The organism is Bifidobacterium callitrichos (assembly GCF_008698085.1).
GTDB classification, from domain to species: Bacteria; Actinomycetota; Actinomycetes; order Actinomycetales; family Bifidobacteriaceae; genus Bifidobacterium; species Bifidobacterium callitrichos.
Genome location: NZ_RZJP01000001.1, coordinates 688,110 through 712,717, shown reverse-complemented (window position 1 = coordinate 712,717; position 24,608 = coordinate 688,110). Strand labels below are relative to the sequence as shown.

Sequence of the window (24,608 nt, the reverse complement as noted above, 5' to 3'; positions counted from 1 at the left end):
GGGGGTTCACTAAGTGTTTACCCTACCAATTACCGGCTACATCGGGTGCGTTCCGTGCATCGCCGCCGCGGTTCAGCCACCGATTCTCGTCGCAGGTTTCCCCCGTTTTCTCCTCACCGCGTTTCCGTTGCATTCCGTTGTGTTCCTTCCCGACGCATCCTGACACGCCAGAGTCGAACAAATGTTCGACTTTTTGGTATGCTGGGGTGAGCATCGTTTCGATGTTGGTTTCCTGTCGGGCCGGCCCTCGAACAGCGCCGGCCCGCTTGTTCTCATGTGAAAGCGGGTGATGGCGATGGGTGGCGTCTCCGATGAGTCCGGCCGCGTCTACATCGCCATCGATCTGAAGTCCTTCTACGCCTCGGTCGAATGCGCCGCTCGCCACCTCGACCCGCTGACCACCCATCTGGTCGTGGCGGACGAGACGCGCACCGACAAGACCATATGCCTGGCCGTATCGCCCTCGCTCAAGGCGTACGGCATTCCCGGGCGCGATCGCCTCTTCGCCGTCAAACAGAGGCTTGCGCAGGTCAACGCGGAACGGATGCTCAAGGCGCCGGGGCATCGTTTCGTCGGTGAATCGTGGGATGCGACCGAACTCGCGCGTCATCCCGAATTCAAGGCGTCGATGATCATCGCCATGCCCCGCATGGCCAGATATCTGCAGGTCAGCGCGGACATCTACGCGATCTACCTCGAATATGCGGCCCCCGAACACATCCACGTCTATTCGGTGGATGAGGTCTTCATCGACGCCACGCCGTATCTGCGATCCTCCGGTCGCACGCCCCACGAGATGGCCCGGACCATCGTCGCGGAGATTCTGGAGAGGACTGGCATCACGGCCACCGCCGGCATCGGCACCAATCTGTACCTCGCCAAGATCGCGATGGACATCGTCGCCAAGCACATGCCTGCCGACGCCGACGGCGTGCGCGTGGCGGAACTCGACGAGGCGAGCTACCGGCGTCTGCTGTGGGGGCATCGACCGCTCACCGACTTCTGGCGCGTCGGGCGGGGGTACGCGCGGAAGCTCGAGAAGGCCGGTCTCATGACGATGGGAGACATCGCCCGGTGTTCGATCGGTCGCGCCTCCGACTACTACAACGAGGAACTGCTCTACCGCATGTTCGGTGTCAACGCCGAACTGCTCATCGATCACGCATGGGGGTGGGAGCCATGCACGATCGCCGACATCAAGGCGTACGAGCCGGATACGCACAGCACCAGCATCGGTCAGGTGCTCACCGGCCCGGCGGATCACGCCACCGCACTGCTGATCGTCAAGGAGATGGCCGACGCGCTCGCCCTCGACCTGACCGGCAAGGGCATGGCCACGAACCGCATCGCGCTCGCCGTCGGCTACGACTCCGGCAGTCTCGACCCGAATCGGCTCGACGACGGCGTCGAACCTCGTCTCCGGCGGCTCGCCGAACGTGCATCGACGGACTATCGGGGCCCATGCTCCATCGACCGGTATGGGCGCAGAGTGCCCAAGCCCGTCTCCGGGGAGATCGGACTGGGGGAATACACCGCCTCAGCCGAGCGCATACGCCGGTCGATGACCGCGCTGTTCAGGCGCATCGTCGATCCCGGTCTGCTGGTCCGACGTCTTACGGTGATCGCCGTCGACCTTGCCACGCCCGTCGATCTTGCTGCGGGAAAGCGGTATGAGCAGCTTGACCTGTTCTCGGACGTGGATGGAGATGGGAGCGCTTCGGTCGGCTTGGTCGGTTCGATCGGTAACTTCACGGAGAGAGCCGGCGGGGATTCCTGTGAAAGCGGCGATTCCGGGACCGCCGACGGTACGCCGACACTCCGTCCCGAACGCGCCGATCGCATCGAGGACATGCAGCGTGCGATGCTCGCCATCAAACACAGGTATGGGCGCAATGCCGTCGTCAAGGCGATGGACATGGAACCCGGCGCCACCGGGATCGAACGCAACAAGCAGATCGGAGGGCATCGCGCCAATGGCTTTGACTGAAACCCATCGGTACGACGACATCATCGCACTGCCTCATCACGTCTCCCGGAGGCATCCGCCGATGTCGAGACGCAACCGGGCCGCGCAGTTCATGCCCTTCGCGGCGCTCACCGGCTATGACCGGCTCATCGCCGATACGGCGAAACGCGCCGAAGCCGACATTGCCAAGGCCGAAGCCCAAGGCGATGACGATTTCGGCGCGTGATCGGATATGCCATGCATCGGGACATCGCAGAATGAGTGCTCAGCCGACGTGGCGCTCGAAGCGGTGGAATCCGGTGATCGCGTCGATCTCGGCCATCGCGTCGGCCGGGATCACGAAGCCCGCGGCCTTGAGATTGCTCTCCAGCTGACTCGGCTTGCTGGCGCCGTTGATCACGCAGCTGATCTCCGGATGCTGCAGGATCCACGCCATCGACAGCACCGGCAGGTTCGTGCCAAGCTCCTCGGCGACCTTGCGCAGACGCTCCACCTTGTCGAGGTTCTCGTCGGTGAGCAGATCGTTGATCTGGTGGTCGGGCTGCCACGTGGCGCGCGAACCGGCCGGAAGCGGCTGGCCCTTGCGGTACTTGCCGGTCAGCAGGCCCTGGGCGAGCGGCGAGAACGTGGTGATGCCGATGCCGAGCTTGCGGCAGGTGCCCATGATCTCGTGCTCGATGTAGCGGTCCTGCAGGTTGTACTGCGGCTGGACCACGGTGATCGGGTACAGGTTGTAGCGATCGATGATGCGCTGGGCCTCCTCGAGGCGCGCGGATCCCCACTCCTCGGACACGCCGTAGTAGAGGATCTTGCCCTGGGAGACGAGGTCGCTCAGTGCGCGAAGCGTCTCGGTCAGATCGGTCGTCGTGTCGAAGCGGTGGCAGTAGTAGAGATCGAGATAGTCGAGCTGCATGTTCCTCAGCGTCTGGTCGATGCTCTCGAAGATGTGCTTGCGGCTCAGGCCGCGGTCGTTGACGCCGGGGCCGGTGGGGAAGTAGACCTTGGAGGAGATGACCAGCTCCTTGCGCGGGTACGCCTTGAGCGTCTCGCCGAGGAAGCGCTCGGCGTCACCGCCCGAATAGGCGTCCGCGCAGTCGAAGAAGTTGACGCCGGACTCATAGGCGAGACGCACGATGTCTCGCGCCGTGTCCAGCTGCGCGTCGTTCGTCAGCTGGGTGACCCAGCTTCCCAGTGCGACCTCGCTGACCTTCAGTCCGGACTTGCCTACATTGCGGTACTTCATTGATGCTCCTTCCGCTGCAATCCGTTGCAGCACTGGTACGGCTCACATGGTTCCTGGTTCCGCCGGCGATCCGGGTATCTCCATCGCAACCGGCCGTGAACGCTAACACGTCCATGGAAACACCTCAACCACACTTGAACGCAAACCCACACCGCGCCACCGCGCGTGTCGCAAGGCGCCGTTGGGACAATGATGACCGTGGGATGGCTCACGATGGCTCCGTCCCGCACATTGGCATTCGCCTACGACCATGATTGGCTGACTGCCGGATTCAGCATCAGCCCTCTGTCGCTGCCACTGCGATCCGGCGTGTTCGTAGCCAAGCGCGACCCGCTCAACGGCATGTTCGGGGTGTTCGACGACAGCATGCCGGATGGTTGGGGAGAATTGTTGACCGATCGCATGCTACGGAAACGCGGTATTGATCCGTTCTCGGTCGGCCCGTTGACCCGATTGTCGATCGTGGGCACCGGCGGCATGGGAGCGCTTGAGTACGAGCCGGCCGCATCGATGGATGACAGCGTATTCCCGACGGATCTGGACGACATAGCAGCGGAATGCGCCAGCCTGTTGGAAACGGATTTTTCGGATGGTCTGGACACACTGTTCGCCCTCGGCGGTTCGTCCGGAGGCGCACGTCCCAAGATCCTGACGGAAATTGACGGCGAGGAATGGATCATCAAATTCCCGTCCTCCATGGATCCCGCGAATATCGGCGAACAGGAGTATGCGATCTCCCGATTGGCGGTCGCTTGCGGCATCGACATGCCGGAAACACGGCTGTTCCCATCGAAGCGGTGCGCCGGGTATTTCGGTACTCGGCGGTTCGACCGAGTGGGCGGGCCGAACCGTCCACGAACGAAGATCCATATGGTTTCGGCCGGAGGATTGTTGGAGACCTCCCACCGTCTCGCCAACCTCGATTACGGTCTGCTGATGCGGCTGACCATGCGCCTGTGCGACAGCGTGGAGGACTGCGAGCGTCTCTACAGGCTGATGTGCTTCAATGTATTCATCGGCAACCGGGATGATCATGCCAAGAACTTCTCATACCTGTATGACCGAGACAAAGGGGAGTGGCATCTGTCTCCCGGCTACGATCTGACCGAAAACCCCGGAATCAACAGCGAACACACCACTGCCGTGAACGGCAAAGGGCGGGGAATCACGATTGGTGATCTGACGATGGTCGGCACACGTGCCGGCATCGCCCGTGCGCGGTGCATCTCCATAGCCAAGGACATCCGTGAACGTGTGGCCGATGCGGGATTCATGGCAAGTATGGGATGAACGCCTCACGGTAGACGGCGATGAGGCGGTCGAGGCTCATCGAGGCGTTGGCCGGGCTGGTCGAGGGCAGTGGCGTCATTGGCACGTCGATGCCGTTCGCCGCCAGTGCCGGCGCGATGAGACGGCGATACAGCTGCGCGGCCTTGGCACCGGTCGTGACGATGCGAGCGATCGGCGCGGCTGCGAGGATCGGCGTCGGATCGTTCGGGACGGCGTTGCGGATGCTCGCGTCGGACGCGCCCATGATGTCGCACGAGGCGATCACATCCCACAACGCGACGTGATGCCGCAGGGCGAACCCGCGACGCGACTGCGGTGTATCGCCCGCGATGTCCGTCGGATCGGCCGGATCGGCGAATACCGCCTCCATCACCGGCCAGAACCGGTTGCGCGGATGCATGTAGTAGAACGACTCCTCGCGCGACTTCGGGCTCGGCATCGACCCCATCACCAGCACGCGCGACGTGCCGTCCCACACCGGCCCGAACCCATGCTCCACATGTTTCACATGATGTTCCACGTGGCTGTCCATGGCTGTACTGCGTTTCACAGACGTACGAACACGGTCGGGGAGCCGGAGTGAAGATCGACGACCCGTGTCGGCTCGCCGCCCGAAGCCATGCATGCTCATACGGTTCGTGCGTCCGTCCTCCGCCAGTCGCGGCGTGTTCTATGAGCGAACGGACGCGGATGAGCGAATAAGAGGCCGGTTCCCGCCAGAATGATGTGTCATCTGGCGGAAACCGGCCTCTTACGTCATGCGTCGATTATCGGTGGCCTCAGGCGGCGAAGTATTCGACGCCGGCCTCGAAGATCGGCTGGTACTTGTCGCCGGGGACGTTCACGTACAGGCCGCTGCCGGAGCGCTCCGAGTGACCCATCTTGCCGAACACGCGGCCGTCCGGGCTGGTGATGCCCTCGATCGCGAGCATCGAGCCGTTCGGGTTCACCGCGAGATCCATGCCGGGCACGCCGGACTCGTCCACGTACTGCGTGGCGATCTGGCCGTTGGCCCTAAGCTGCGCCAGCACCTCGTCGGAGGCGACGAAGCGGCCCTCGCCGTGCGAGATGGCGACCGTGTGCACGTCGCCGACCGACGTCTTCGCGAGCCACGGGGACAGGTCGGAGGCCACACGCGTGCGCACCAGACGGCTCTGGTGACGGCCGATCGTGTTGAACGTCAGCGTCGGGCAGTCGGCGTTCATGTCGACGATGTCGCCGAACGGCACCAGACCCAGCTTGATGAGCGCCTGGAAGCCGTTGCAGATGCCCAGCATCAGACCGTCGCGGTTCTTCAGCAGGTCGCGCACCGCCTCGGTGACGGCCGGGGCGCGGAAGAACGCGGTGATGAACTTGGCGGAACCGTCCGGCTCGTCGCCGCCGGAGAAGCCGCCCGGGATCATCACGATCTGGCTTTTGTTGATCTCCTCGACCAGCTTGGCGGTGGATTCGGCCACGGCCTCGGGCGTCAGGTTGTTGACGATCAGCGTCGAGACCTCGGCGCCGGCGCGTTCGAACGCGGCCGCCGAGTCGTACTCGCAGTTGTTGCCGGGGAACACGGGGATGATCACGCGAGGCTTGGCCACGCCGGCGCCCGTGTACACGGTCTTCTTCACGCCGTCGGCCTCATGATCCGCCACGTGGAAGTCGACCGTCTCGACGGTCTCTCCCTTCTCTGCACCGTAGGAACGGTACGGGAACACGGATTCGATGCCGCCCTCCCACGCGTTCTGCAGTTCGGCGAGGTCGATGGCCTCGCCGCCGGCGACGAACTCGTACTCGGAGGAGGTCACGCCGATCTCGCCCACCTCGACGAGGTTGGAGACGGCCGGGATCTTTTCGTTGTCCTTGAGCTCGACGATGAACGAGCCGTACGCCGGAGCGAACAGGTCGTCGATCGCGATGTCGTCGTTCAGGGTCAGGCCGATGCCGTTGCCCACCGTCATCTTGAACAGCGCCTCGGCGGTGCCGCCGTAGCCCGGCGTGGACACGGCCAGCGCGGTGCCGAAGTCGGTGAGCTCTTCGATCAGTCCGAACGCGTCGAGCAGGGAGTCCTTGTCCGGCGTCAGACCGTCGGCGAGGTAGCGCGGCGCGATGCGCACGACGCGGTGTCCGGCGCCCTTGAATTCGGGGGAGGTGGCGCGCTTCATGTTGCCTACGGCCACGGCGAAGGAAATCAGCGTCGGCGGCACGTCGAGCGCCTCGAACGATCCGGACATGGAGTCCTTGCCGCCGATCGCGCCGGCGCCGAGGTCGATCTGCGCCATCAGGGCGCCCAGCACGGCAGCCGTCGGCTTGCCCCAGCGCTCGGGCTCGTCGCGCAGCTTCTCGAAGTACTCCTGGAAGCTCAGGTACGCCTTCTCATGCTCGAAGCCGGCGGCGACCAGTTTGGCGAGCGATTCGACGACGGACAGGTATGCGCCGGTGAACTGGTTCCTCTCCATGATGTACGGGTTGAAGCCCCATGCCATCGCCGAGGCGGTGGTGGTCTCGCCGAACACCGGGAACTTGGCGACCATCGCCTCGTTCGGGGTGAGTTGCCTCGTGCCGCCGAACGGCATGAGCACGGTGCCTGCGCCGATCGTGGAGTCGAAGCGCTCGGACAGGCCCTTGTTGGACGCCACGTTGAGGTCGGTCACCAGGGCGTGCATGCGCTCGTTGAGGGAGCCGGAGCGCCATGCGGCCGGCACCTCGTACGCCTGCTGCGCCTCGACGTGCACGGCCTGATGCTTCGGCGCGCCGTTGGAGGCGAGGAACTCGCGCTTGAGGTTGACGATCTCGTCGCCGTTCCAGGTCATCACCATGCGCGGGTCCTCGGTCACGGTGGCGATCACCGTCGCCTCGAGGTTCTCCTCGCGGGCGTAGCCGAGGAACTCGTCGACGTCCTCGGCCGCGACGTCGACGGCCATGCGCTCCTGCGATTCGGAGATGGCCAGCTCGGTGCCGTCGAGACCCTCGTACTTCTTCGGCACGGTGTTGAGGTCCACGTACAGGCCGTCGGCCAGCTCGCCGACCGCCACGGACACGCCGCCGGCGCCGAAGTCGTTGCAGCGCTTGATCAGACGGCAGGCGTCGCCGCGGCGGAACAGACGCTGCAGCTTGCGCTCGACCGGCGCGTTGCCCTTCTGCACCTCGGCGCCGTCGAGCTCGAGCGATTCGACGTTGTGCGCCTTCGAGGCGCCGGTCGCACCACCGATGCCGTCACGGCCGGTACGGCCGCCCAGGAGGATGATCCTGTCGCCGGGGGCGGGGGTCTCGCGGCGGACGTGATCGGCCGGGGTGGCGGCCACGACCGCGCCCACCTCCATGCGCTTGGCCACGTAGCCCGGATGGTAGATCTCGTTGACCTGGCCGGTGGCCAGACCGATCTGGTTGCCGTAGGACGAGTAGCCGGCGGCGGCGGTCGTCACGAGCTTGCGCTGGGGGAGCTTGCCCTCGAGCGTCTCGGAGACCGGCACGGTCGGATCGGCGGCGCCGGTCACGCGCATCGCCTGATACACGTAGGAGCGGCCGGACAGAGGATCGCGGATGCAGCCGCCGATGCAGGTGGCCGCGCCACCGAACGGTTCGATCTCCGTGGGGTGGTTGTGCGTCTCGTTCTTGAACAGGAACAGCCAGTCCTGCATCTCGCCGTTGACGTCGACCTTCACCTTGACGGTGCAGGCGTTGATCTCCTCGCTCTCGTCGAGGCCGGTGAGGATGCCGTTCTTCCTGAGCCACTTCGCGCCGATCGTGCCCATGTCCATCAGACATACGGGCTTGTTCTCGCGGCCGAGCTCGCGGCGCAGCTCCAGATAGCGCTCGAACGCGTCCCTGACCGTGTCGTCGTCGATCGCGACGTCGGTCAGGCGGGTGCCGAACGTGGTGTGGCGGCAGTGGTCGGACCAGTAGGTGTCGATCACCTTGATCTCGGTGATTGTGGGCTCGCGGCCCTCCTCGGCGAAGTACTTCTGGCAGAACTCGAGATCGGCCAGATCCATGGCGAGCCCACGCTCGTCGATGAAGCGCTGTCCGGCCTCGGCGTCCATCTCGTTGAATCCGGCGATGACCTCGACCTTGCCCGGGGTGGGCACCTTGGTCTTCAGCGTCTCCTTGACGCCGAGATCTGCCTCGCGCGCCTCGACCGGGTTGATGACGTAGCGCTTGATCGCCTCGACGTCCGCGTCCGTCAGATCGCCCTCGAGGGCGTACAGTTTCGCGGAACGCACGGTCGGGCGCTCGCCCTGCGAGATCAGCTGAATGCATTCGGCGGCGGAGTCGGCGCGCTGGTCGAACTGGCCGGGCAGGAACTCGGTGGCGAACACCGAGGCCTTGCCGAAGTCCGGCAGGTCGGCGTACACGTCATCGACCTGCGGCTCGCTGAACACGGTGGGCGTGACCTTGTCGAACAGGGCCTTGTCGATGCCCTCCACGTCATAACGGTTGACGATGCGGATCCGCTTGAGGCCGGCGATGCCGAGAATGGTTTTGAGCTCGGTGTCCAGCTGCTGGGCCTCGACGTCGAAGCCGGGCTTCTTCTCCACGTACACGCGGAAAACCATGGGATTCCTTTCCACTGAAAGTTACTCGAAAACAGTGTTGCGAAGATGGAAGAACCGTAAGGGGTTCTGTGCGCAATCGAAACTGGCTCCCGTCGTCGGACCCGTACGCCCTGCAAGGCGTGACGATTCCATCAACGGGAGCCAGTGTACGGGTCACTCGGCGCGTTCGATGCCCTCGGCCTCGGCCAGCTTGAGCAGGCGACCGTAGATCTCCTCGTACGCGGGGATGATGTTGCCCAGATCGCGGCGGAACAGATCCTTGTCGAGGTGCTCGATCTTGCCGCTCTTGTCCTTGAGATCCCACAGGCGGCAGGTGTCCGGGGTGATCTCGTCGGCGAGCAGGATGGTGCCGTCGGAGGTCTTGCCCTCCTCGATCTTGAAGTCCACGAGCTGGACGTCGATCTTGGAGAAGATGTCCTTGAGGCCATCGTTCACGGCGCGGGCGATGCGGGAGATCTCGGCGAGCTCCTCCTCGGTGGCCAGTCCCAGCGCCACGATGCCGTCGTCGTTGATGAACGGGTCGTTCAGCGGATCGGACTTCAGGCAGAACTCGAGGATCGGCTTCTTGAGCGGGGTGCCCTCTTCGACGCCGTAGCGCTTGGCGAAGGAACCGGCGGCGGTGTTGCGCATGATGATCTCGAGCGGGAACATGTCCATCTTCTTCACCAGCTGCTCGGTGTCGGAAATGCGCTTGATGAAGTGGCTGTCCACTCCGCGGGCCTTGAGCAGGTCGAAGATGACGGAGGTGATGTGGTTGTTCAGGTTGCCCTTGCCGGCGATCTGTTCCTTCTTCTCGCCGTTGAACGCAGTCGCCTGGTTCATGTATTCGACCCAGAGCACATCCGGGTCATCGGTCGCGTACATCTTCTTGGCTTTGCCCTGGTAGAGCATGTCCAGTTTTTCCATTATCGCCTTCCAAATCGTGCTTGTGAAGCGGCATTTCTGGGTGAACTAACGGTAAAAAGGGTAGCAATCGGCGGTGACACTGCGGGGGTGCGTCGCGGGCTTACGCGAGCAGCGCCTCGGCCGTCGACTGGTCGGTGACGAGCGCGGAGATGAGCCCTCCGATCAGGCACGCGCGGATGGCCGGCGTCTTGACCGACCCCCATGCCACGCCGATGACCAGCGGGATGCGGTGGAGGCGTTCGATGTCGATCGAGATCGTCCGCTCGCACAGGTCGGTCGTGACGTGCCGCCCCTGCGCGTCGATGTGGTGGCCGCAGATGTGGCCGACCACGCCGTGGGCGTGCAGGTCTGCCGCCTTGCGCTGGTCGATGTATGCGTCGAAGATATGCCCGGAGCGTTCCGTGGTGACCGCGCCGACGCCGACGATCGCCACGTCCGCGCCGCCGCCCAAAGCCAGCGCGGTCGCGATCTGCGGTTCCTGACGCATCGCGCGTGCGAGCTCAGGACTCGACAGGATCATCGGCGCGGGCAGTATCGTGAACGTGCCGCCGATGCGCTGTGCGAGCATGCGGCAGATATCGGGGGAGTCGGTCATCGGATTGTCGGGGCTCAGGGTGCCGAGCATCTGTGCGACGTTCGATTTGGGCCAGTCGCACACCGGTACCTCACGCACGGTGGCGGCCACCGCATTGCCGTTCGACACGGTGATCAGCGAGTCGGGCGCACACGTCTCGGCAAACAGCGCGGCCGCGTAGCGGGGCACGATCGTTCTCGGGTCCTCGCCGGGCCGCACCTCGGCCACGCGCGCGTGCCTCAGGCCGTACCTGCGTTTGAGCCCATCCTCTAGGGAGCGCATGCGTTCGAGCGTGTGCCCGATCGTGATGTGCACGATGCCGCTTTCACGCGACTCCTTGAGCAGTCGGGAGACGGTCGGCCGGGAGTAGCCGATCTCCTTGGCGATTTCGGACTGGGTCTTGTCGTCCAGATAGTAGGCGCGGGCCACCTTGAGCATCAGATCGATGTGCTTGCGGGAGGTGGAAGTCGCCATCATGACGTCATCGTTGAACATATGTTCATGTTAGCTCCAATAGCATGGATTGGGCAAGATGGTATTTGAGTTGTTTTTCCTTGCGATTCCAGTATTTGTTGGTTGCTTGTATGGATGAACGATTGTGTCTATGAACATCTGTTCATTGGTGTCATGGTTATTCTGGCGTGTCGCACATAGATTGATAACCGTCAGCCGAACCAAGGGGAAACCCAAGGCGAGAAGAACCGGTGCCTCACAGCGGAAGACACCGCAGCAGACCACAACACAAAGCAACAAAGGAGTACAACCATGGCATTCGCACGTACGATCTTCGGAGACGTCGATCCCAGCACCCTCGGCGTGGTGGACTGCCACGACCACCTGATCCGCGTCGGCGCCGGCGAGGTCTACATTGACGGCGACCACCAGCTCGACTCCGTCGAGAAGGCCATCGAGGAGGGCGGCTACTTCGCCGAGGCCTCCAAGAAGTGGAGCCCGAACGGCGGCACCGTCGTCGACATGTGCCCGATCAACTGCGGCCGCGACCTGAACAAGCTGGCCGAGGTCACCAAGGCCGTCGACGGCCTGCAGGTCATCGCCGCCACCGGCTTCCACCGCGAACACGTCTACCTCGAGACCCAGTCCCACTGGATCAACCGCTACGACGTCGACAAGGTCGCCGAACTGGTCATCGCCGACATCCGTGAGGGCATCGACAAGAACGACTACTCCGGCCCGATCGTCGAGCGCACCCCGTACAAGGCCGGCGTCATCAAGGTCGGCACCGCGTACGGCAAGATCACCAAGTTCGAGCGCAAGTGCATGGAGGCCGCCGCCATCGCCGCCATCGAGACCGGCTGCCCGATCAACACCCACACCACCTACGGCACCTGCGGCCTCGAGCAGGCCGAGGGCTTCCTCGAGCTGGGCGTGCCGGCCAACCAGATCGCCATCGGCCACATCCAGCGCAACGCCGACGTGTACTACCTCGAGCAGATTTTGAAGCTCGGCGTCTACCTCGAGATCGACGGCACCAACCGCATCAAGTACCAGCCGGACTCCAACCGCATGATGGAGCTGAAGGCCTTCTACGAGGATGGTTTCGCCGACCGCATCCTGCTCGGCACCGACTCCGGCAAGCGCGGCTACCAGAAGGCGTACGGCGCCACCTCCGGCGTCGACTACAACCCGGCCGTCGACGGTCCGCGCATGGTCGACGAGGGCTTCGACCGCGAGTACATCGAGAAGCTGCTCATGAAGAACGCCCAGGAGTTCTTCACCTTCAAGAAGGAGGGCTGATCCACGATGGCTGAGGCAACCGAAACGAAACTCCAGCGTCCGCGTCTGCAGATCGCACTCGACACCACTGACATGCCGAGCGCCCTGAGGCCCCTCAACAAGGCCATCAGCCAGATCGACGTCATCGAATGCGGCACGATCCTCATCATCGCCGAAGGCCTCAAGGCCGTGCGTGAGATCCGCGCCCTCTACCCGGACAAGACGATCCTGGCCGACGTGCGCATCGCCGAGGCCGGCGCCCTGATCGCCCGCAACTGCTTCGAGGCCGGCGCCAACTGGGTGTCGGTCGTGGCCGGGGCCTCCCTGACCACCGTCGAGCAGGTCGTCAAGGTCGCCGACGAGTTCGGCGGCGAGGTGCAGATTGAGCTCGGCGAGGACTACGACGCCGACAAGGCGCGCAGGTGGAAGGAGCTCGGCGCCAAGCACGTCATCGTCCACCGCTCTCGTGACGCCGAGGTCGCCGGTACCCTCAAGTGGGGGCCGAACGACATCGAGCGCATCAAGGAGCTGCACGCCATGGGCTTCACCGTCACCGTCACCGGTGGCGTGAACGTCAAGGACATCCCGTTCTTCCAGGGCGCTCCGGTCGGCGTGATCATCTCCGGTCGAGGCATTGTCAAGGCCGAGGATCCGCTCGCCGCCGCCACCGAACTGAAGAACACCATCAACGAGGTGTGGCCCGAGTAAGGCCGCCGCGGGATGGCCGGCCCGCCCTCCAATGGAAAAGGGACATCCCCCTAGCCCGGGGATGTCCCTCACGAAACTCCCGACATTTTCGAACAATCCCAAGAATTTCCAACCCGATTATAGACACAAGGAAGTGCGACATGACCGCTAACGCCGCCAAGTCACCCAAGTACGATCTCTCCACCATCGGCGAAGGCCAGATCCGCCTCACCGTCGGACGCGGCGAACGACTGATGTTCACCCGCTCCGTCCACATGAACCCCGCATGCTCCGAGGCCAACGTCGCCGGCCTGCTCTCCCAGCTCGGACGCGAGACCCTGTGGACCAGCTCCCTGCCCGAAGGCGACCTCGGCGACTACATCCTCGCCGAATACCGTTCCGTCGGCGTCCACATGGACACCATGGTCCGCCGTCCCGGCGGCCGCACCGCCCTGTACTTCATGGAGCCCGGCGAATACCCGATGCCCGCCAACGTCATCTACGACCGCGAATGGACCACCTTCCGCGCCACCGGCATCGACGACTACGACTGGGACGAGATCCTCGACACCAAGGTCATCTTCCTGACCGGCATCACCGCCGCCCTGACCGACACCACCGCCGAAGTCGTGCGCTACGCCGCCGACGAGGCCGTCAAGCGTGGCGTCGAGGTCATCCTCGACGTGAACTTCCGCCGCAAGCTGTGGAGCGGTGAGAAGGCCCGCGAGGTCCTTGAGCCCATCGCCAGGCAGGCGAGCGTCCTGTTCTGCTCCATTGCCGACGCCGAGAAGGTGTTCGGCATCACCGGCACCCCCGAGGAGGTCACCGCCGAACTGCAGAACCGCTTCGGCTGCAAGTACGTCGTCTCCACCAACCACACCGAAGGCCCCTACCTGCGCGGCCGCGAGGGCTTCTACCCCTACCGCACCACCCCGGTGAACGTCATCGACCGTCCCGGCGCCGGCGACTCCTTCGTCTCCGCCACCATCCACGGCTATCTGTCCGGCGACATCCGCGAAGGCGTCAAGTGGGGCCAGTACGCCTCCAAGGTGGCCCTGACGCACAAGGGCGATCTGACCCGCGTGCGCCCCGGCGAGCTCGACATCCCGCTCGGCACCGACATCGACCGCTGACGGCCGGGGAGCGTTGAACGTCATGACCTCACCAACCTCCGCCGCATCGTCGGCCGCCGCCGCGTCCGCCGTCACCGCATACGAGCAGATCGACTCCCGTCCCCTCACCGGGCATCAGAAAAGCCTCGTCGCGCTCGCCGTCGTCGGCAACATCGCCGAGTTCTTTGACATCTTCATGGTCGGCTTCGTGATCGCCCTGCTGACCGGAGCCTGGAACCTGACCGGCGTACAGGCCGGCATCATCACCTCCTGCACGGGGCTCGGGACCGTGGCCGGCTCGATCCTGTGGGGACGCATGTCCGACCGCATCGGCCGGCGCGGCTCCTTCCGCTGGTGCGTGATCTTCTTCCTCGTGTTCACGGTGCTCACACTGTTCATTCCGAACGGCGCGTGGTACCTGTATGCGATCTGCCGTGTCGGCGTCGGCATGGGTGTGGGCGGCCTCAACATCACCTCCATCCCGTACGTCCAGGAGTTCGTGCCATCCAAGCAACGAGGTCTGCTCGCCGGCCTCGCCTCGGTGTTCATTCCGATGGGTCTGCTGCTCGGATCGATCTGCCAGCGCATCGTCGGCGACAACTGGCGTGTGCTCGTCTCGCTGAGCCTTGTGTCCGTGCTCCTGCTCGTCTGGATCCACTTCGTTCCCGAATCCCCGCGTTTCTACCTGCTCAAGGGGCGCAACGACGAGGCCCGCAAGTCGCTCGCCTGGGCGATGGACATCCCCGAGAGCGAGGTCGGCGAACTGCCGGAGGTCAAGGTCGAGAGGAAGGCGTCCTACGGGGAGCTGTTCGCGCATCACCTGCGCCCGCTCGTCATCGTCTCGCTCGGCTCGTTCTGCTTCATTCTCGGCAGCTTCGCCATCCAGTCCTGGGGACAGACGCTGCTCAAGGACGCATTCGGATTCGACACCCAGATGGTCGCCTACCTGTTCATGGGCGTGGCCGTCGCCGACTGCCTCGGACGATTCGGCTCCGCATGGCTCGCCGACCGCATCGGCCGCCGCTGGACGATGTTCATGTACGGCATGATCGGCGCCGCCGCATGCTTCGCCGCCGCGCTGTTCCACGACTCCGGCTGGGCGTTCTACGTCGAGGTGCTCATCATCATGATGTTCGCCGACGGCGTGTTCGGCATCATCAACGCCTTCGGATCCGAGCAGTTCTCCAACGAGGTACGCTCCACCGGCATCGGCCTGGGCTATGGCCTCGGCGCGATCGCCAAGATCGTCGGCCCCTCCCTGATGGGCGTGCTCGTCGGCGGCAGCGCAGTCTCCCAGAACATCAGCCTGAACGTCATCACCACGGCCTTCACCTTCTTCGGATGCTGCCTCGTGGTCGGCGCGATCATCTACCTGTTCGCCCGCGAGACCAAGGGCAAGAACCTCGAGTCGCTCTGATCCGAGGCCCTGATTCCCGCTTCTGGTTTCCCTGATTTATTCCCCGTTATTCCCAACATTTCCAAAAGGACGCATCATGACCGTCAATGCCGTAGGCATCTACGAAAAGGCCCTGCCCATGGGCCTGACATGGGAGGAGACCTTCGATCTCGTCCACGATCTGGGCTTCAACTTCCTCGAGTTCTCCATCGACGAAAGCGATGAACGCCTCGCCCGACTCGACTGGAACGAATCGGAGCGTGAGCTCTTCCGCAACGCCATGTGGAAGACCGGCAGCCGCATCAACACCCTGATGCTCTCCGGACACCGCCGCTTCCCGCTCGGATCGGCCGATCCGGCCGTGCGCGCCAAGGCCCTCGACATGATGGCCAAGGCCATCGACCTGGCCGTCGACCTCGGCGTGCGCAACATCCAGATGGCCGGATACGACGTGTACTACGAGCCGAAAACCGAGTCGAGCCGCGAATGGTTCGTCGAGAACCTGCGCACCTGCGTCGAAATGGCCGCCAAGAAGATGGTCATGCTCTCCATCGAAACCATGGACGACCCATTCCTCAACTCGCTGAGCAAGGTCGACTATCTCAAGACCCAGATCCACAGCCCGTTCCTTCAGGCCTACCCGGACGTCGGCAACCTCACCGCATGGCCGGAGAACGACGTGGCGCACGAGATCGAATCGAACATCGACAACATCGTCGCCGTGCACCTGAAGGACACCAAGCCGGTCACCCCCGACTTCCCCGGACAGTTCAAGGAGGTCCCGTTCGGCGACGGCACCGTCGACTTCGAGGCAGTGCTGCGCCTGTTCAACCGGCTCGGCTACAACGGCAGCTACACGGTCGAGATGTGGACCAGCAAGGCCGACGATCCGATTGCCGAAGTCAAAAAGGCCAAGGAGTACTTCGACTACCTGTTCGACAAGGTCGGCATCACCCAGGAACCCGTCCTGCGCCGCGCCGCGTAAGGCTCGCCAACCCTGCTCTGGCTCCCCTTGTCAGGGGAGCTGGAGCGGGTCTGAGGGGTAGTTGATGCGATAGCTGGCAAAAACAGAAAGATATTCGACAATCCAAGAAAGGAAACCCAACAATGGCTACTTTGGCTGATTATGGTCCGGAGGTGCGTGCCGAGGTCAAGCAGGTGCGTGAGGTGGTCTCGAATCTGCACCAGCAGCTGATCAAGTGGAATCTGGTCGTGTGGACGGCGGGCAACGTGTCGCAGCGTCTGCACACCGCGGACCTGATGGTGATCAAGCCGTCCGGCGTGCGCTACGAGAACCTGACGCCGAACTCGATGGTCGTCACCGACCTCGAGGGCAACGTGGTCGACGGCTCCGAGGCGCCGAGCTCGGATACGGCGTCGCATGCGTACATCTATCGCAACATGCCGGGCGTGTATGGTGTGGTGCACACGCACTCCACCTACGCCACCGCTTGGGCTGCTACGGGTCAGAACATCCCGTGCGGTCTGACGATGATGGGTGACGAGTTCGGTGGTCCGGTGCCGGTGGGTCCGTTCCGTCTGATCGGCTCCGAGGCGATCGGCAAGGGCGTGGTGGAGACGCTGGCGAAGTACCCGAAGTCCCCGGCCGTGCTGATGCAGAATCATGGTCCGTTCACCATCGGCAAGGATGCTGAGGCCGCGGTGAAGGCTGCGGCGATGACCGAGGAGGTGGCGCACACGATGTGGGCGGCGCGTCAGCTCGGCGAGATCATCGAGATCCCGCAGGAGGACATCGATAAGCTCAACGATCGTTACCAGAACGTCTACGGTCAGCACTGAGGTAACGGAGCGTTATCGGCGCGTCGCAGGATTCGACGTACCGCCGTACGCCTTCATCCTGCGTCGCACCGATACCGCACGCGTTACCTCACCGCTGACTACGCCAGCACTGAGGGCTTGCAGCGAATCGTTCTCAATAACGAAAGTGTGAGCCTGCCGCACACAGACGCACAAACGAACAGGCGCCGGAATCGTTGGAATTCCGGCGCCTGTTCGCTTTTTATGTGCGATTGACGAGGTGTCAATCCTCACACGTTTGTTATTGAGAATGATTCGCTGCAACGGTACGCAAGCGTCAACTCAGCATCGCCTCGATGTTGTTGCCGTCCGGGTCGTGGATGAACGCGGCGTAATAGGTTGGCCCGTAGTTCGGACGCGGTCCGGGCTGGCCGTTGTCGACGCCGCCCGCGGCAAGACCCGCCTCATGGAACGCCTTGATCGCGTCCTCGCTCTTGGCGCGGAACGCGACATGAGTCGGCACCACGGGGTTGCCGTCCTTCGGCGACTCCAGCCACACGCTGTCACCGTCCTCGGCGTTGGCGAAGCACACCGCACCCGGGAATTCATGCTTCTTCTCGTAGCCCAGCGGGGCCAGCAGCTTGGCGTAGAACTCCGCGCGCTCGTTCGCGTCGGCGACGAACAGTCCGATGTGATCGATCATGACAAACCTCCTTGTGGACGGGAAACATCCCGTAACCATTATCGGCCGCGGGGCGCAGGCATGGCATGCAAGGTCACGATTCGGCCTTAAGGGGGACTAGCGTACGTCGATCGTCAGCGCGTCGGCCACATGGGCGGCCCTGGCACGCGCATCCGCCTCGGAATCGCCGATCGCCAGCGCGACCGCCATACGGCGATGCCCGTGCACCTCGGGCTTGGCGAAGATGCGCAGTTCGGTGCCCGGCTCGGCCAATGCCTCGGCGAGGCCGGAGAACTCCGCCTCACCATCGCCGGCAACCACGATCGCGTGGCTCGCCGCCACGGACCCGGCCGGCAGGGACAGCGCCACGTGCCCCTCGGTGACCGGCAGACCGAGAATCGCGCGGGCGTGCAGCGCGAACTCGCTCAGGCGCTGCGAGGCCATCGTCACCATGCCCGTGTCATGCGGGCGGGGGGAGACCTCGTTGAACAGCACGCGGCCATCGGTCAGTACGAACAGCTCCACGCCGAACACGCCCCAGCCGGTCTCCCCGGTCGTCCTCGCCTTGGCCACCAGTCCCTCGACGGCCGCACGTGCGATGCGACCGGCCTCGGCGAGCACGGCGTCCGACGCCGAGGCCGGCTGCCACGACTCGCGATAATCGCCCGACTCCTGACGCTGGCCGATCGGCGCGCACGTCACGATCCCGGCCGACGACGACACCGTCAGCACGGTCAGCTCATAGTCCAACGGCGCCAGCGCCTCGACGATCACGCGCGACACATCGCCCTCATCGGCCGCGCGACGGCCCTCCTGCGCCTCCGTCCACGCCGCCCCGATCGCATCGGCCGAACGCACGACCGACTGACCGTGTCCGGACGAGCTCATCACCGGCTTGACCACGCACGGATAGCCGACCTCGTCGGCGCCCTCGCGCAGTTCGGCCAGCGAGCCGGCGAAACGATACGGCGTGGTGGGGAGTCCCAGTTCCTCATGCGCGATCACGCGCAGACGTTCGCGATCCATGCAGATCGCCGCGATCTCTGCACTCGGCACCACTTGAATGCCACGGGCGGCCGCATCCGCAAGCTCGGACGTGGCGATCGCCTCGACCTCAGGTACGACGATGTCCGGGTGAACCTCATCGAACAATGCGCGCAGCTCGTCCGCATTCGCCATATCCAATACGCGATGCTCATGCGCGACCTGCTGCGCCGGCGCGCCCTCATATGAATCGGCGGCGCACACCCACGCGCCAAGCCGCATCAGCTCGATCGTGACCTCCTTGCCGAGCTCGCCCGAGCCGAGGAACAGTACGCGCGTCGGACGGTCGCCGAGCGGAGTGCCCAGCACGCGCCGCGAACCGGATTCGTGCATGGAGGAAGCGGAATCGTTGGGAATCTGTGCGTTATCGGTCATGTGCACATTCTCGCATCGCCCATAGAACACGTCGAAATCCGTCCGTCCGGCCCGGGATCCGCTCGTCATATGTCATATGTCATATGAGAGGCTTCTGTTGTTTTCGTGGGTTAGTTGGCGGGTTCCGGTAGTCGGATGTCGAGGCCGCCGCATCGGAGCATGATCAGGCCGATGAGGTTGTCGACGTGGTGGAAGCCGTAGGCCATGCGGATGGTGACCTTGATCCGGTTGTTGAACGCCTCGAGTCTCGCGTTGGAGTAGCCCAGCTCGATCGTCCTGAGGATGTCGGGGCGGCGTCTGCGGATCTTTTTGGAGAGTTCGACGATCTCGGGGATGCGGCTGTGGGACGCCCAGAACACCCAGTGTCTGAGCTCCGCGGCGGCCTGTCCGAGCGGGTGCTTGAGCAGGTTGCGCAGGAGCTCCTTGAGCTGCCAGGCGCGGTAGAGCTGGCCCTTGGGGTCCGTGTTCCCCAATGCGGTGAGGGATTCGTCCTGCCGGTCGGTCAATTGGTCGGGGTTCTTCAGGACCGCGTATTTGACGCCGCGCATGCGCTTGGTCGTCTCCTGGTCGCCGTCGCGCCTCGCGTCGTTCCATAGGCGTTTGCGGACCCTGTCGAGCGCGTCGGTCATCCAGCTGACGATGTGGAACCCGTCGAGCACGCGCTCCGCGTTCGGGCAGTGCTCCTTGACGCATGAGTCGATCCACCTCGCCCCGTCGCCGGTCACCACCTTGATGGATGCCTTCTGCTCGTCGGTGAGCTGTCGGAAGAACAGGTCGAACACGTCCCTGCCGTACCCGTCGTGCGCCCAGATGACCCGATGCCGCTCGTGGTCGACGACGACGGTCAGATACGTGTGGCCCTTCCGGTAGCTGGTCTCGTCCACGCCGATCGACGTGAGATGGTCGAACGGGCACGGCATGGTCTCCCTGAGCCGGTCGGCGACCCGTCGTGCGATCTGGCCCGCGGTCCGCCACGCCACGTGCAGGAACCCGCTGACCGTCTTCTGGTTGGCGACCGTCATCAGCCACGCGCACTCCGCCTCGAAATCACGCGTGAACCGGCTCCCGGGCTCGGCCCACGGCACGGTGGCGACGACCACGCCGCACCCGGGGCAGTCCACGCGCGGCATGGCGGCGACCAGCTCCACCCGCCAGCAGCCGAAGTCCTGATGACGCCACCGGCGCACCCCGCCGCCACGGTCATAGCCCGGGCGCCTCCGCCCGCACCGCGAGCATCTGAGCATGCCCGCGCGCGGGCGCACGCGCACCTCGAGCACGGGCTCGGGACGCATGGGGCCATCGACGATCCTCGCGGACTCGACCACCATGCCTTTGACGTTGAGAAGACGTTTGAATATGCTGTTCATCAGGCGCTTTGCGGTTGCTTGTTTATCTTGGTCGAAAACATCCTACCCGGAAAGCGCTCTTCTCTTACTCCCTCAACGACTCAACCACGAACCACCACCCACGAAAACAGCAATAGCGCCTCATATGACGCAGCGCCGCGCAACGCGTAACCGGCTATAACCAACGCGTATAGGCGCGCCCTTGAGCATGAAACACGACCTGCCGTATGGTGGAACCACCGGTCGATGGAACACACGATCGGGCCAACGTCATAAACGTCATAGCAGAGTCAACATGCCGAGGGGTGTCTGAGGGGAAGAACATGGGCAGTGACACGCCGTCGTTCATCGAGCATCTGATCTCACGAAGGGCGGCCGGGCTGCCCCCGAACCCGTTCGCCGAGGCCGACGCCCGCGCGGCCGCGGCGATCGCGGCCGGACGTCACATCATCGACCTGTCCAAAGGCAATCCGGACGGTGTCCCGCCCTCGTTCATGCAGGATGCGCTCGCCCACGCCGCGCACGACCCCGCCTATTTCCGATACCCGCAGTTCGACGGCATCCCCGTCTATCTCGACGCGATCCGTCACTGGTATGACAGCCGTCACGGCGTCGCCCTCGACACGACCATGCAGATCCTCGCCGTCGCCGGCGCGTCCGTTGGCATCTCCACGGTGATCGACGCACTGGTCGACGAGGGCGATCTCGTCGTGGCGGTGGACCCGTACTACCCTCAGTACGAGGGCTCCACCGCCGTTGCGAAGGGCGATTTCACGTCGATTCCCGTCGACCCGGACCACGGGTATCTGCCCGATCTCGACGCCGTCGACCCCGCGCTATGGGATCGGGCGAAGCTCCTCATCCTCAACTATCCGAACAACCCCACGGGCGCCGTGGCAACGCCGGCGTTCTATCGGCGGGCCGTGGAGCTCGCGCATCGTCATCACTTCGCGATCATGAACGACTTCGCTTACGCCGGCATCGAATTCGGCAGGGAGCAAGGCCGCAGCCCCAGCATCCTGGAGATTCCGGGTGCGCTCGACGTGGCCGTCGAACTTGGATCCCTGTCGAAGATGTTCATGGTCGCCGGCTGGCGTGGCGGGTGGATCGTCGGCAACACGCGGATCCTCGCCGCCGCCAAGGCGGTCCACCGTCAGACCACCGTGCTCGCCCCCAGCATCATCCAGCAGGCCGGAGCCGTGGCACTGAACAGCGACCTGCATTCGGTTGCGCGGCTCGCCGCCGTCTACGGCCATCGGGCTCAGGTGCTGACTCAGGGCCTGACCGAGGCCGGCATTGACGTGGCCGAGGTGCATGGCGGTCTGTTCCTGTGGGCTCGGGTCCCGGAGGGCTTCGGCACCTCCTCAGAATTCACCGCGTGGCTGCTTGAACACGCCGGCGTCGCCGTCATCCCCGGTTCCTGCTTCGGCCCCCATTCCGACGGCTACGTCCGCTTCAGCCTTCTCAGACCCGAGGCGGACCTCTACGAAGCCGCATCGCTCATCACACGCGCGCTGGCGTAACGATAAAAACGATAAAACCGGGGGAGTGGTGGGCAAGCCAATGCATGACCGTAAAGACTCGGCCGGAGCGGCCCGGAGCGTGTCGTGCATCGGCTGCCCACCACTCACCGGCAATGTGTACAATGCTGCCCGATCAGCGTAGTCGTACCATGGAGCAATGCGTGAACGTGAAATCAGGGAAGAGCGCGAGGAAAGCATCGACCGTCCGCTGACCATCGCGCTGGTGGTGGACACGGTAGGCAATCAGGGCAACGGCACCTCCAATTCGGCGTTGCAATGGGCCGCCGAACTACGGCGCCAGGGGCATCACGTGCGACTCGTAGGCATCGGGGCGCCGGAGTATCCGGCGCGCGTGAACAAGGTCCCGTTGGTGTCCTGGGTGGCGGCCAAGCAGCAGATGCAGTTCGCGCAGCCCAGCGACACGCTCTTCCGCACCGCCTTTCAGGGCGTCGACGTCGTGCATATCTACATGCCGTTCAAATTCGGGCGCCGCGCCGCGAAGGTCGCCCGTCAGATGGGCATCCCCGTGACTGCGGGGTTCCATCTGCAACCGGAGAACGTCCTGTATTCGGCGGGGCCGCTGCGCTACATCCCCGGCATGGAGAAGTTCCTCTACTGGCTGTTCCGACAGTGGCTGTACAAGCGCATCGATCACATCCACACGCCCACCGAGATGACCGCGAGCCTGTTACGCGAGCATGGCTACAAGGGTGTCATGCATGTGATCTCGAACGGGTATTCGCCGCGCTTCGTCGCGCGTGAGCCCATAGACCCATCCGAGCCGGCACATGTGCCCTTCCGCGTCGTCGCCTCAGGCCGTCTCGCGCATGAGAAGGATCAGATCACGCTGATCAAGGCGATCTCGATGAGCCGGCATGCCAGCGACATTCAGCTGATCATCGCCGGCACCGGACCGCTCAAGCACTATCTCACGTTCCGTGCGAACCGCCGGCTCAAGCGCAAGGCCGACATCGGTTTCCACCGTAATGCCGACATGCCGGCGCTGCTGCGCTCATGTGACCTGTTCGTGCACTGCTCGATAGCGGACATCGAGTCGGTGAGCGTGATCGAGGCAATGGCGAGCGGTCTCGTGCCGGTGATCGCCGCCTCGGAACTGTCCGCGGCGAGCCAGTTCGCGCTGCTTGATGAGTCGCTCTTCCCGGTGCGTGACGCGGCGATGCTCGCCCGGCGCATCGACTGGTGGATCGATCATCCCGATGAGCTCGCGCGATGGGGAGACCGGTATGCGGTCCATACGCGCGAGCACTACTCCGTCGAGGCGTCCGTCCACAAGTTCGTTGACATGGAGCGCGAGGCGATCGCCACGGCGGGCGCATCAGCTACAGCAGCGCGATAAGCGCGTCGGTCTCCTCGTCGGTGGTGGCCCAGCTGGTGCAGATGCGCATCACGGTGTGCGTGTCGTCGGCCTTCTCCATGAAGCCGAGGCGCACGTGCTGTTCCAGCCGGTCGATGGTGGGCTGGTCGAGCGTGACGAAGATCTGATTGGTGGGCGCGTCGAAGGTGAGCGTGTACCCCTTCTCGCGCAGTGCCTCGCGGATGCGGTCGGCCTGCTCATTGGCGTTGCGTGCGATGCGGAAGTACAGGTCGTCGGTGAACAGCGTGTCGAACTGCACGCCGAGGAGGAATCCCTTGGCGAGCAGTGCACCGTGCTGCTTGATGAGTGTAAGGAAGTGCTTCGGCGTGTTGCGCTTGGTGAAGACGACGGCCTCGCCGAACATGGCCCCCACCTTGGTGCCGCCGATGTAGAACACATCGCAGATGTCCGCCAGCTCCGGCAGCGTCACGTCGCATCCGGTCGCGGTCAGTCCGTATCCGAGGCGTGCGCCGTCGACGAAGAGCGGCATGTCGTATTTGTGTGCGACTTCGGCCAGACGCTCGAGCTCCGCCTTGGTGTACATCGTGCCGTATTCGGTGGAGATGGAGACGTACACGCATCCGGGGAAGACCATGTGCTCGTGGTTGTCGTCTGCATAGAACGTGGCGCAGTACTCGTCCAATTCGTCGGCGTCCATCTTGCCGTCGTGGTGGGGGAGGGTGAGCACCTTGTGCCCGGAGTATTCGATCGCCCCGGCCTCGTGCACGTTCGGATGCCCCGAGGAGACGGTGACGACGCCCGCGTAGACGGGGGTGATCGCGTCGATGACGACCTGATTGGTCTGCGTGCCGCCGACCAGGAACCAAACGTCGGCATCCGGTTTGCCGCAGGCGGTGCGGATTCTCTCCTTGGCGGAGTCGCAGATCGGATCGGATCCGTATCCGGGGTAGAGGTTGTCGTTGATACGGGAGAGCGCGTCGAGGATCGCGGGGTGCGCGGCGCGCGAATAGTCGTTTTCGAAGGAAAGCATGGTCACGAGTCTATGCCGGGAACATGTCGGAAGGCGACTGCGCTGTTCGCAGGGTGGATCGGATG

Annotated in this window: 20 protein-coding genes; 11 read left to right on the top strand and 9 right to left on the bottom strand. The window is 64.2% G+C overall.

What is annotated here, in order from left to right:
* Positions 1-289 precede the first annotated feature (289 nt).
* Positions 290-1,987, top strand: a complete 1,698-nt coding sequence (locus EMB92_RS03130; RefSeq protein ID WP_052119267.1) for a Y-family DNA polymerase — start codon at positions 290-292, stop codon at positions 1,985-1,987.
* Positions 1,974-2,192 (top strand): hypothetical protein, encoded by a 219-nt coding sequence (locus EMB92_RS03125; RefSeq protein ID WP_043167092.1) that lies wholly within the window; start codon positions 1,974-1,976, stop codon positions 2,190-2,192. Before EMB92_RS03130 ends, EMB92_RS03125 begins: the two co-directional genes overlap by 14 nt.
* A gap of 39 nt (positions 2,193-2,231) precedes the next feature.
* Here the strand turns inward: EMB92_RS03125 and EMB92_RS03120 are convergent, their stop codons facing one another.
* Positions 2,232-3,209: an aldo/keto reductase family protein gene (locus EMB92_RS03120; RefSeq protein WP_043167093.1), complete on the bottom strand. Its 978-nt coding sequence runs from the start codon at positions 3,207-3,209 to the stop codon at positions 2,232-2,234.
* Positions 3,210-3,398: 189 nt separating this feature from the next.
* Between EMB92_RS03120 and EMB92_RS03115 the strand changes: the two genes are divergently transcribed.
* Positions 3,399-4,499 carry a type II toxin-antitoxin system HipA family toxin gene (locus EMB92_RS03115; RefSeq protein WP_150393732.1) on the top strand — a complete coding sequence of 367 codons (1,101 nt, stop codon included), beginning with the start codon at positions 3,399-3,401 and terminating at the stop codon, positions 4,497-4,499.
* On the opposite strand, the gene EMB92_RS03110 is transcribed toward EMB92_RS03115, so the two are convergent.
* The 4 genes from EMB92_RS03110 to EMB92_RS03095 all read right to left on the bottom strand — a co-directional run bounded on the left by EMB92_RS03110 (position 4,480) and on the right by EMB92_RS03095 (position 11,015).
* Positions 4,480-5,031: a DNA-deoxyinosine glycosylase gene (locus tag EMB92_RS03110; protein ID WP_150393731.1), complete on the bottom strand. Its 552-nt coding sequence runs from the start codon at positions 5,029-5,031 to the stop codon at positions 4,480-4,482. The genes EMB92_RS03115 and EMB92_RS03110 overlap by 20 nt on opposite strands.
* A gap of 247 nt (positions 5,032-5,278) precedes the next feature.
* Positions 5,279-9,040 (bottom strand): phosphoribosylformylglycinamidine synthase, encoded by a 3,762-nt coding sequence (locus EMB92_RS03105; protein WP_150393730.1) that lies wholly within the window; start codon positions 9,038-9,040, stop codon positions 5,279-5,281.
* 153 nt (positions 9,041-9,193) lie between these two features.
* On the bottom strand, positions 9,194-9,946 hold the full coding sequence (gene purC, locus EMB92_RS03100; RefSeq protein ID WP_043167102.1) for a phosphoribosylaminoimidazolesuccinocarboxamide synthase: 753 nt from the start codon (positions 9,944-9,946) through the stop codon (positions 9,194-9,196).
* Positions 9,947-10,046: 100 nt separating this feature from the next.
* A complete protein-coding gene (locus EMB92_RS03095) occupies positions 10,047-11,015 on the bottom strand; it encodes a sugar-binding transcriptional regulator (RefSeq protein WP_043167103.1) in 969 nt (322 codons plus the stop codon).
* Between the two features lie 270 nt (positions 11,016-11,285).
* Between EMB92_RS03095 and EMB92_RS03090 the strand changes: the two genes are divergently transcribed.
* The 6 genes from EMB92_RS03090 (at position 11,286) to EMB92_RS03065 (ending at position 17,249) form a co-directional block, all read left to right on the top strand.
* Entirely contained in the window at positions 11,286-12,275 is a 990-nt protein-coding gene (locus EMB92_RS03090; RefSeq protein WP_043167105.1) for a phosphotriesterase family protein, read from the top strand.
* A gap of 6 nt (positions 12,276-12,281) precedes the next feature.
* Positions 12,282-12,962 (top strand): 3-keto-L-gulonate-6-phosphate decarboxylase UlaD, encoded by a 681-nt coding sequence (locus tag EMB92_RS03085; RefSeq protein WP_150393729.1) that lies wholly within the window; start codon positions 12,282-12,284, stop codon positions 12,960-12,962.
* A 140-nt stretch (positions 12,963-13,102) separates the two neighbouring features.
* Positions 13,103-14,074 carry a sugar kinase gene (locus EMB92_RS03080; protein WP_150393728.1) on the top strand — a complete coding sequence of 324 codons (972 nt, stop codon included), beginning with the start codon at positions 13,103-13,105 and terminating at the stop codon, positions 14,072-14,074.
* A 22-nt stretch (positions 14,075-14,096) separates the two neighbouring features.
* Positions 14,097-15,470: an MFS transporter gene (locus tag EMB92_RS03075; RefSeq protein WP_150393727.1), complete on the top strand. Its 1,374-nt coding sequence runs from the start codon at positions 14,097-14,099 to the stop codon at positions 15,468-15,470.
* Positions 15,471-15,546: 76 nt separating this feature from the next.
* The gene (locus tag EMB92_RS03070; protein WP_150393726.1) at positions 15,547-16,434 is read left to right on the top strand and encodes an L-ribulose-5-phosphate 3-epimerase; all 888 of its coding nucleotides are present in this window, start codon (positions 15,547-15,549) and stop codon (positions 16,432-16,434) included.
* Between the two features lie 122 nt (positions 16,435-16,556).
* Positions 16,557-17,249, top strand: a complete 693-nt coding sequence (locus EMB92_RS03065) for an L-ribulose-5-phosphate 4-epimerase (protein WP_043260022.1) — start codon at positions 16,557-16,559, stop codon at positions 17,247-17,249.
* A 295-nt stretch (positions 17,250-17,544) separates the two neighbouring features.
* Here EMB92_RS03065 and EMB92_RS03060 read toward each other — a convergent pair whose 3' ends face one another.
* The 3 genes from EMB92_RS03060 to EMB92_RS03050 form a co-directional block, all read right to left on the bottom strand.
* Positions 17,545-17,910: a VOC family protein gene (locus EMB92_RS03060; protein WP_150393725.1), complete on the bottom strand. Its 366-nt coding sequence runs from the start codon at positions 17,908-17,910 to the stop codon at positions 17,545-17,547.
* 96 nt (positions 17,911-18,006) lie between these two features.
* Positions 18,007-19,266, bottom strand: coding sequence for a formate-dependent phosphoribosylglycinamide formyltransferase (gene purT / locus EMB92_RS03055; RefSeq protein WP_223847576.1), 1,260 nt, complete (start codon positions 19,264-19,266; stop codon positions 18,007-18,009).
* 152 nt (positions 19,267-19,418) lie between these two features.
* Positions 19,419-20,675 (bottom strand): ISL3 family transposase, encoded by a 1,257-nt coding sequence (locus EMB92_RS03050; RefSeq protein WP_223847533.1) that lies wholly within the window; start codon positions 20,673-20,675, stop codon positions 19,419-19,421.
* A 302-nt stretch (positions 20,676-20,977) separates the two neighbouring features.
* Here EMB92_RS03050 and EMB92_RS03045 point away from each other — a divergent pair, with 302 nt between their 5' ends.
* A complete protein-coding gene (locus tag EMB92_RS03045; RefSeq protein WP_150393723.1) occupies positions 20,978-22,177 on the top strand; it encodes a pyridoxal phosphate-dependent aminotransferase in 1,200 nt (399 codons plus the stop codon).
* A 157-nt stretch (positions 22,178-22,334) separates the two neighbouring features.
* Positions 22,335-23,534, top strand: coding sequence for a glycosyltransferase (locus tag EMB92_RS03040; protein ID WP_150393722.1), 1,200 nt, complete (start codon positions 22,335-22,337; stop codon positions 23,532-23,534).
* Here the strand turns inward: EMB92_RS03040 and EMB92_RS03035 are convergent.
* Positions 23,518-24,543 (bottom strand): threonine aldolase family protein, encoded by a 1,026-nt coding sequence (locus tag EMB92_RS03035; protein WP_150393721.1) that lies wholly within the window; start codon positions 24,541-24,543, stop codon positions 23,518-23,520. The two genes, EMB92_RS03040 and EMB92_RS03035, sit on opposite strands and share 17 nt — an antisense overlap.
* Positions 24,544-24,608: the final 65 nt, after the last annotated feature.

Excerpts from the sequence above, each read along its gene's own strand:
- EMB92_RS03065 (WP_043260022.1), top strand. The coding sequence starts at position 16,557 with ATGGCTACTTTGGCTGATTATGGTCCGGAGGTGCGTGCCGAGGTCAAG.
- EMB92_RS03070 (WP_150393726.1), top strand. The coding sequence starts at position 15,547 with ATGACCGTCAATGCCGTAGGCATCTACGAAAAGGCCCTGCCCATGGGC.
- EMB92_RS03110 (WP_150393731.1), bottom strand. The coding sequence starts at position 5,031 with ATGGACAGCCACGTGGAACATCATGTGAAACATGTGGAGCATGGGTTC.
- EMB92_RS03035 (WP_150393721.1), bottom strand. The coding sequence starts at position 24,543 with ATGCTTTCCTTCGAAAACGACTATTCGCGCGCCGCGCACCCCGCGATC.
- EMB92_RS03090 (WP_043167105.1), top strand. The coding sequence starts at position 11,286 with ATGGCATTCGCACGTACGATCTTCGGAGACGTCGATCCCAGCACCCTC.
- EMB92_RS03085 (WP_150393729.1), top strand. The coding sequence starts at position 12,282 with ATGGCTGAGGCAACCGAAACGAAACTCCAGCGTCCGCGTCTGCAGATC.
- EMB92_RS03115 (WP_150393732.1), top strand. The coding sequence starts at position 3,399 with ATGATGACCGTGGGATGGCTCACGATGGCTCCGTCCCGCACATTGGCA.
- EMB92_RS03075 (WP_150393727.1), top strand. The coding sequence starts at position 14,097 with ATGACCTCACCAACCTCCGCCGCATCGTCGGCCGCCGCCGCGTCCGCC.
- purC (WP_043167102.1), bottom strand. The coding sequence starts at position 9,946 with ATGGAAAAACTGGACATGCTCTACCAGGGCAAAGCCAAGAAGATGTAC.
- EMB92_RS03040 (WP_150393722.1), top strand. The coding sequence starts at position 22,335 with ATGCGTGAACGTGAAATCAGGGAAGAGCGCGAGGAAAGCATCGACCGT.
- EMB92_RS03095 (WP_043167103.1), bottom strand. The coding sequence starts at position 11,015 with ATGTTCAACGATGACGTCATGATGGCGACTTCCACCTCCCGCAAGCAC.
- EMB92_RS03130 (WP_052119267.1), top strand. The coding sequence starts at position 290 with ATGGCGATGGGTGGCGTCTCCGATGAGTCCGGCCGCGTCTACATCGCC.
- EMB92_RS03125 (WP_043167092.1), top strand. The coding sequence starts at position 1,974 with ATGGCTTTGACTGAAACCCATCGGTACGACGACATCATCGCACTGCCT.
- EMB92_RS03045 (WP_150393723.1), top strand. The coding sequence starts at position 20,978 with ATGGGCAGTGACACGCCGTCGTTCATCGAGCATCTGATCTCACGAAGG.
- purT (WP_223847576.1), bottom strand. The coding sequence starts at position 19,266 with ATGCACGAATCCGGTTCGCGGCGCGTGCTGGGCACTCCGCTCGGCGAC.
- EMB92_RS03050 (WP_223847533.1), bottom strand. The coding sequence starts at position 20,675 with ATGAACAGCATATTCAAACGTCTTCTCAACGTCAAAGGCATGGTGGTC.
- EMB92_RS03060 (WP_150393725.1), bottom strand. The coding sequence starts at position 17,910 with ATGATCGATCACATCGGACTGTTCGTCGCCGACGCGAACGAGCGCGCG.
- EMB92_RS03105 (WP_150393730.1), bottom strand. The coding sequence starts at position 9,040 with ATGGTTTTCCGCGTGTACGTGGAGAAGAAGCCCGGCTTCGACGTCGAG.
- EMB92_RS03080 (WP_150393728.1), top strand. The coding sequence starts at position 13,103 with ATGACCGCTAACGCCGCCAAGTCACCCAAGTACGATCTCTCCACCATC.
- EMB92_RS03120 (WP_043167093.1), bottom strand. The coding sequence starts at position 3,209 with ATGAAGTACCGCAATGTAGGCAAGTCCGGACTGAAGGTCAGCGAGGTC.